Origin of the sequence: Bacteriovorax sp. DB6_IX, assembly GCF_000447775.1 — a bacterium.
Taxonomy (GTDB): domain Bacteria; phylum Bdellovibrionota; class Bacteriovoracia; order Bacteriovoracales; family Bacteriovoracaceae; genus Halobacteriovorax_A.
On record NZ_AUNJ01000031.1, the window covers coordinates 1 to 7,088 of the forward strand.

The 7,088-nt window shown below is 36.8% G+C and carries 10 protein-coding genes; 4 read left to right on the top strand and 6 right to left on the bottom strand.

Annotation, left to right across the window (positions count from 1 at the left end):
• Positions 1-91: 91 nt before the first annotated feature.
• Positions 92-445 carry a hypothetical protein gene (locus M901_RS00950; protein WP_034719349.1) on the bottom strand — a complete coding sequence of 118 codons (354 nt, stop codon included), beginning with the start codon at positions 443-445 and terminating at the stop codon, positions 92-94.
• A gap of 218 nt (positions 446-663) precedes the next feature.
• Here M901_RS00950 and M901_RS00955 point away from each other — a divergent pair, with 218 nt between their 5' ends.
• Positions 664-918 carry a hypothetical protein gene (locus tag M901_RS00955; protein WP_021276285.1) on the top strand — a complete coding sequence of 85 codons (255 nt, stop codon included), beginning with the start codon at positions 664-666 and terminating at the stop codon, positions 916-918.
• A 202-nt stretch (positions 919-1,120) separates the two neighbouring features.
• Here the strand turns inward: M901_RS00955 and M901_RS00960 are convergent, their stop codons facing one another.
• Positions 1,121-1,495: a hypothetical protein gene (locus tag M901_RS00960; RefSeq protein ID WP_021276282.1), complete on the bottom strand. Its 375-nt coding sequence runs from the start codon at positions 1,493-1,495 to the stop codon at positions 1,121-1,123.
• Between the two features lie 134 nt (positions 1,496-1,629).
• Here M901_RS00960 and M901_RS00965 point away from each other — a divergent pair, with 134 nt between their 5' ends.
• A complete protein-coding gene (locus M901_RS00965) occupies positions 1,630-2,166 on the top strand; it encodes a class IV adenylate cyclase (RefSeq protein ID WP_021276279.1) in 537 nt (178 codons plus the stop codon).
• A gap of 17 nt (positions 2,167-2,183) precedes the next feature.
• Here the strand turns inward: M901_RS00965 and M901_RS00970 are convergent, their stop codons facing one another.
• Entirely contained in the window at positions 2,184-2,738 is a 555-nt protein-coding gene (locus tag M901_RS00970; RefSeq protein WP_021276284.1) for a winged helix-turn-helix transcriptional regulator, read from the bottom strand.
• Positions 2,739-2,804: 66 nt separating this feature from the next.
• Between M901_RS00970 and M901_RS00975 the strand changes: the two genes are divergently transcribed.
• A complete protein-coding gene (locus tag M901_RS00975; RefSeq protein ID WP_021276281.1) occupies positions 2,805-3,185 on the top strand; it encodes a VOC family protein in 381 nt (126 codons plus the stop codon).
• Between the two features lie 239 nt (positions 3,186-3,424).
• Here the strand turns inward: M901_RS00975 and M901_RS00980 are convergent, their stop codons facing one another.
• On the bottom strand, positions 3,425-3,994 hold the full coding sequence (locus M901_RS00980; protein WP_157679752.1) for a hypothetical protein: 570 nt from the start codon (positions 3,992-3,994) through the stop codon (positions 3,425-3,427).
• A gap of 234 nt (positions 3,995-4,228) precedes the next feature.
• Between M901_RS00980 and M901_RS00985 the strand changes: the two genes are divergently transcribed.
• Positions 4,229-5,122, top strand: coding sequence for a two-component system response regulator (locus M901_RS00985; RefSeq protein ID WP_021276289.1), 894 nt, complete (start codon positions 4,229-4,231; stop codon positions 5,120-5,122).
• Here the strand turns inward: M901_RS00985 and M901_RS00990 are convergent.
• The gene (locus M901_RS00990; protein WP_021276286.1) at positions 5,116-6,108 is read right to left on the bottom strand and encodes a tyrosine-type recombinase/integrase; all 993 of its coding nucleotides are present in this window, start codon (positions 6,106-6,108) and stop codon (positions 5,116-5,118) included. The genes M901_RS00985 and M901_RS00990 overlap by 7 nt on opposite strands.
• A gap of 3 nt (positions 6,109-6,111) precedes the next feature.
• Complete coding sequence (locus M901_RS00995) at positions 6,112-6,726, bottom strand: hypothetical protein (RefSeq protein ID WP_021276287.1); 615 nt, start codon at positions 6,724-6,726, stop codon at positions 6,112-6,114.
• Positions 6,727-7,088 lie beyond the last annotated feature (362 nt).

The window sequence follows — 7,088 nt, forward strand, 5'->3', positions numbered from 1 at the left end:
AATATTTTACTTATAATACACAAAGCTGCGCATATTCCTGTGCAGCTTTTTTTATTTCTGATCGAGTAAAAGGTCTAACTTCAAAGGAAAATTAGCGAAAAGCAAGTTGAGTTCTAATACTCATGACTTCATTTCTTTTAGGAAATTGAATTCTTACAACCTTATGTAAAATACATTTCTTAATTCTTAGAGGAAGATAGGCACTGGAGAGTTTTCCCTTGAGTCCTTCAACACGTCCACGAGAATTGATATCAAACTCTAAAGCTATTGAATCCGCTGGCTTCACGACACGTTTTTTCAAATATGGAAGCCAACAAGCTCGAAGTTGGGGGAGTGATTTATACAGGTATTGATAAACAACTTGCTTATCTTTATCTAAAGTCGGCTTTGATGCACAGGATGTTACGAGGGCGATTACTGCTAATATTCTAAATAGTTTTGTCATAAAAGAATTCTATCTGCTTAATATCTCGCTTGGCCAGTATGAATATATTTCAGCAAATAAGTACGCTGGCTGATATTCCAGTAAAAATTGTCTATAAAAGACCCATATACAGATTTAAATACATAAAGAATTACCTTAGGAATTATTATGAAAAGCTAATTGCGTTAATTTGTCTCTTATCGCTCACACCAATTTTCGCCTCAAATGAGTGCGAAGATATGACATATACAAAAGAATGGATCGACTACGATTCAAAGTGGAATGATTCATGTACACATTTCATCAAGGCCGCCATGGCCGCAGATGGTTGTGATACAACTGATGTTTATTTTAGCCCCGTTAGGCTAACAGAAATCACAAGTGGATCAGAACTTATGTGTATTTACAAAGGAACTGAGGGGATCTACCAGGTCATGGCCTCTCAAATGGCGGAACCACATCGCGCTGTCGTCATCTTCTCTCGTTGGGATTAATAAAACTATAAACTGCTATACACAAATGGGGTTATGGAAAGGGGTTATCTCTTTGTAAACACTACGTTAGGACTTTCTTTTCTGAACTGTTGAAAATTATCTGTCGTAGATGAAGTGATAGCGCGGAGGTGGGATAAGGCCACCCCCACTTAAAGGTAGCAGTTATAAAAGATAAGGGCGCGCAAATTAATGCGCGCTCAAGCTAGTTGGTAAAGCTAGGGATTTCCCACTCACAATTTTCAAGGTTTATATTACAACTTAAGGTAACTCCTTCAAAAAAGATATCCTGATTTCTCTCGTCTTCTTCATCATCCTCGTCATCATCTACTGGATCAGGATCATTAAAAGGTGGGGTAACATCATCATTATCAGGATCACCCCAGTCAAAACACCCTTCCTGGGTGCATTCAAGAAAGCCATTTGTAAGAAGATCTTCAAGCTTACTTATGCTTCGCTCTTTATCTTCGACAATATTTATTCCGCGTGATCTCAAAATATCACTAAGATTTCTTGCTGCAACAGAACTGCAAATAATGTTTAACCCGACAAATACTAGTACAAACTTAAAAAATTTCATAAATCTCCTTGCTGTTTTGGCCCAATCAGATGAGCAATTGCAAGATATTCGAAAAACACATTTTTAAATAGATTAAAGATGTTAAGATAAGGCTCAATTTGTTTACTAATGGTTAAGATTTAGAAGGGAACACTGTGCCAAACGTTGAAATTAAAGCAAGCTACAATGATCATCAAAAGGCCTTGAAAATAGCCCAGGAGTTGGACACCGAATACGTAGGGACTCTCCACCAAATTGATACATATTACAACACAAAACATGGGCGAATAAAGCTTCGTGAGATAAATGGTGAAAGTGCACAACTCATTCCTTATTACAAAGAGTATAGCAAAGGGCCAATGAAAAGTTCTTATGCTCTGTTGCCTGTAGACGAACCTGAAGAATTGAAAGAGATTTTGAATAAGACACTGGGCCTTCTAAGTATTGTGGATAAAGTGAGGGAAGTTTATCTCTTAGACAATATTCGTATTCACATTGATAAAGTCAAGGGGCTTGGAAGCTTTATTGAATTTGAAGCCGTTTACAAAGGCGAAGAAAAACGAGAAGGCGAGGTGGAGAAACTCAGGGTTCTGATGGAGAAGTTTCAGATAGAACAAGAACAATTGAAGGATCGCTCATATATTGACTACCTCTTAGAAGCATCAGATGTAATCGAAGGTAGAAAGAACTAAGAAGCTTGTGCAGACAACTAGACAAGTTTCATTGAAATTAAGCAGGTCTCATGTTCCTTATAAATTCTAAAAATACCGCGAGAGTTTTTTTCAAGCGAATAGATAAACAAAGGAGGATGGGAGTAAAAAATCTCTCTTTTTATACATTTAACTTCGTGAAGAAATTTAAGATTTGTTGAGAGCGCTCTTGAAGTCACTGGGGCTAAGGTGTTTTTTAATTCGTTAAACCTTCGCTTTTGTTCTCCTGTCGCAATAATAATAGGACATGACCATTTATTTTCAAATATCTCTGTTAACTCTCTTTTTTTTCCTTCTTCTAAGAGAGACACGCAAAAGGGAGCCAGAGTTTCCCCTTTAGAAGTTAAGATATACTCAGCACGCATTGGGTGGCCATAACCTGGATTTTCTATGACAAGCCCAATGTCCAATAGTCTTTTAAGAGAACTTTTTAAAATTCCTCTAGAGATTCCCAAATAGCTTTGCATCGTAATGACTTTACTGCCATTGTCTTGGTAAAGCTTTGCTAAAAGCCTTATATCCCACTTGTATTGAAATATTTTATATTCATTCATAATATCGTATTGACTAAAAGTATACTTAGTATATATTTAATTAGTTTAGAAATGCAAGGAGATTTTATGGAGCTAGCAAAAAAGAGTTATGATGGGGCATTAACTTGTGCCTTAAGCGTTAAAGATTTAAACAAGGCCATAGATTGGTATAATAAAGTTTTAGGCTTTGAGACACTCTACGTGATTAATGATCAAGGTTGGGCTGAGCTTAGTACTTCTGTGAACAAAGTAAATATTGGGCTTTCAGTAAAAGATAAAATAACGGTCGGTGGTGGTGCCATTTTAACCTGGGGAGTTTTAGATATTGAAAGCTTTTATCAGCACCTTCAAGAGCATCACGTAAAATTTGATGGAGAAGTTATTACTATACCTGAGATGGTTAAAATTTTAACTTTCTACGATCTAGATGGTAATGCACTAATGGTGGCTCAGGACCTGACTAATTAATGACTGGACAAACTTCCAAAAAAGGCTCCAGTATTGGAGCCTAAAATTTAATCAATATAATCAGAAACATTCTCCAATTAAGACAAAAGGGGAAATTGTTTTACCCCATATAATAATGGTTATATGGGGTAAGGCCATATATCAATTTAAATACTTAGTGATTTTCTCTATTGCTGGATGATTATCCACATCTTTATTATGGGTCTCTTTTAAGACATTCTCAACTGGTGAGTTTTTTCCTAGAGATTTAGTAGCGTCGCCAGATCTCCTGCCGCTTCTTTTATCTCATCTTTTGTTGCTCCATATGAGACGGCCTTTGTTAGCTCTGGTGTGCACTGGCTTTTTTCTGAAACATAATTCTCTTTCTTGCATTGAATATACTTTTCAATGGCAACATCCTTAATGGCCTTTTTTACTGTTTCTTGAACCAGCTCCAGAGATATCTCATATTGATAAATTTCTCCGATGACACCCTTACAATCTAGTCCAGCAAATAGCCCATCTAAAATGGCCTGATTTGAGTCCTTATTTACTGTATCTTGATCGCTTAGAAAGGCATTGTATTTCTTATGTTCTGAGGCCTTGATACAGAAATACAAATCTGAGAGAATATTGGCCTGAATTTCTGCGTGTGAAATCTGAGGTTCAATTTGCTCAGAAATCTCGTCAATTTCACCCGTGTATCCTACAGCTAGATTTGACTCTCCATAGGCATATACAGTTATGCCTAGAAATAGATATGCACAAAAAAGACCTGAAATAGCCGCTTTTATTAATCTCACTCTATGTCCTGTATTTGTTCTCATCATATTGGCATTATGACAGATTTTTGAGTCAACAAAAGTCATTTTGAAAGGATTACAATGAGGGAAAATAGTTAGACAACAATGATACAAATCATGAACAAGTATTGTTAACTGATTGAAAAAGCAATGATTTCAATAAGCTTAGTTGTTTCAGTTAAGAAATCTTATTCTAAAGCTTCTGTAAACTATCCGATAATGGTTAGGAAATCTTAATTATTAAGATATGAGGTATAAGCAATGGATTTATTTGACGAGTTTTTAATCGAAACATCACAACTGCTAGAAGAAGCTGAAGATTGTCTTATGAGCATCTCTAATGGTGAGAATATTGACGAAAATTGGAAGCATTTCTTAAGAATTGTTCATTCTGTTAAAGGTTCGGCAGGATTCATGGAAAAGCCTGATTTGGAGAGTCACTGCCATAAGATCGAGAGTTGTTTCACTGGCCAATATGAATTTGACGAGGCCGTCATTACTTATCTCTTTAAGTTTGTGGATCACTGTCAGTTAATCCTTAAAAATAAAGCGGCCCATATTGAGTTTACTTACTATAACAGCGTAAAAGATATTCAATCAGAAACTCCCATGGCCACAAAGAAGGCAGATCGCCCAATTGATCTTATCGTAGTTGATGATGACCATGTTATCTTGACTCTCATGTCTAAATATCTCGATACAACGAATCTTAATTACAAGTGCTTTGATAATCCCTATAAGGCGCTAGATGCTATCTCACAAGCAGTCGTCAAACCAAAAATGGTCATCTCAGATATTCAAATGCCAGGCATGGATGGGGTTGAATTTCTAAGAGAATTTAAAAAGAAAATCGGGGATATCCCCTTTATGTTTGTCACGGCACTAAATGATACAAAAGTCTTCTTAGATCTCGTTAATGAAGGTGCTTATGCGGTAATGCAAAAGCCACTTGAGAAGAATGAGTTTATATACAAAGTAAATCAAACGATGAAGTTTGCCGTACATAAGCTCATTGCCGATAAGTGTGTGAAGAATATGATCTCAAACTTTTCGGAGTTAACGAATTACTATGAAAGTATAAATAAACCTCACCTCACAAATGAGATAAAGAAAGAAATCGAAGAAATCTACGAGCTCAAGTCACTGACTCAGTGATCGAGCTCGGCCTCGTAGGTAACAATACTTGAGATATGACCAAGTTTTTCCTTGCGTCTCTTGTTGTATTGAAATGTCATCCTCGGATCAGAATGCCTAGCATAGGTGGCCTGATCCTCTAGAGAAGCCCCATGTTCATACATATTCCCTATTCCCGTGGCCCTTGATGAGTGCGGTGAAATTTTGTGCTCAATTCCTGCAAGTGTTGAGTACTTTTTAAAGATCATATCGATGGTGTTGCGATTGAGACGTTTAATTTTTCCACCAGTTGAGAGCTTAATACCTGCTGTAAATAATGGGTCATGCTCGCTAAAATCAAATCTCTTTGAAAATATTGAAAGATATCTTTCGATGACTTTATTTACATGTGCTGAAATATAGACTTTCTCTTTCTTGCCACCTTTGGAGCTCACATGAAGATAGCTTCCCACGTTATCGCTTTGGTAGTCTCCAAAATTTAGGTTTAAAACCTCAGATTTTCTCAAAAGAACGTGGAACATAATTGTTAAGATTGTAAAATGGAGGACGCCACTATAGTTATACTCTCCATTCTTATTGTGCTGCTTGATCTTATCCATCATCTCTCGCACTTGTTCATTAGAGAGATCGTTAGTCTTGACCTGGAGTGGAATTTTAGGCCTTGAAACTCCCTGAACGGGATTTTTGACACAAATTTCTCGCTCCATAAGAAAGTCAAAGAAGCGCTTAATGCTAGAAAGTCTTCTGGCCACAGTAGTATTAGAGAGCAGCTCATGCTCGCTCATATGATCACGATAAGCGGCCATATGTCTTTGGGAGATATCTCGCAAGCTTCGAAAGTTTCCATGCGCTCTTAAAAAGCCAAAGAAGTGCTTGAGGTCTCGCTTGTAGGCATCCCTCGTATTTAAAGAACGGGAGCGCATAAGAAAATCAGCAAAGAGATCATCAAGTTTTGCCAAGTTCTTAGAAGGCAGTGAGTTTTGAGAGTAATCAATATGAACAGACATAATCTATTGCTCCCATATCTTTTGCTTCTTAGTAGACTTGTAGTTGTTAACCCAACTCTCTAAGGCCTGTGAAAAGTTATCCTGACTCGAAGTAATCCAAGTTTTAACTTGCTTGATTTCGTCTTTTGAAAATTCTTCTCGTAAATCCTCATCATCAAAGGCGTATTCATAGTAGAGTCTTTTAAATATCAGGCGGCCTTTATTTGCTCTTTTTTGATAGTACTCATATTGAGAGATGCGACCATGCTTTCGATTAGAGATCATAAGCTCTGTATCTTCAATCACCAAATCAAAACAGTCCCTAAGTTTTTGCAGTAATCGTTTCTTACGCTGCTTCTCTTTTGATAGCTCTTTTACTAGGGCCGAAAAAATAGAGCCCAGCCCAGCATTCTTTCTCTTAAGCTTATCCCCTACTAATTCTCTCGCCCATTCCAGATAGAGCTCTTTGATCATAAGAGTCTTATGGACAACTGTTTTTAGATTTACAAGGCGCTCATTTGGCCCAGAATCGATTCTGTTGCGAGAGACGACTATCATGTCGTATTCATCATATTCAGGTCCCTGAACGAGAATCTGATCCTTCTTATCGTGATGGAGAGTTGATCTTAATTGAGACATATCCTTCCTCGGTTAGACGATCTTCCAATCTCTTATTCTACTGATGCTTAGAAGATTTGTCGAACTCACTCTTATTTTAGAGTTTTTCCCCACGAAGGTTTTCAAAACATTATAGCTAGGCATAACTGCAATTATACCTAGCTATAAAACATGTTACATTCTAACAACAAACATGGCATGTTCCAGGTTTTCACGTGAGCACATAACATATTTAAACAATCGTTTATTTATGTAAGTAAAAAAATATTAAGACAGGTATTCTTTTAGGAATCCTATAAGATCATTCTTTTTAAATGGCTTTGTCAGGTGTCCATTGAAGCCGAGTTGATGATATTCATCTAATTGTTCTCTAAAAACATTGG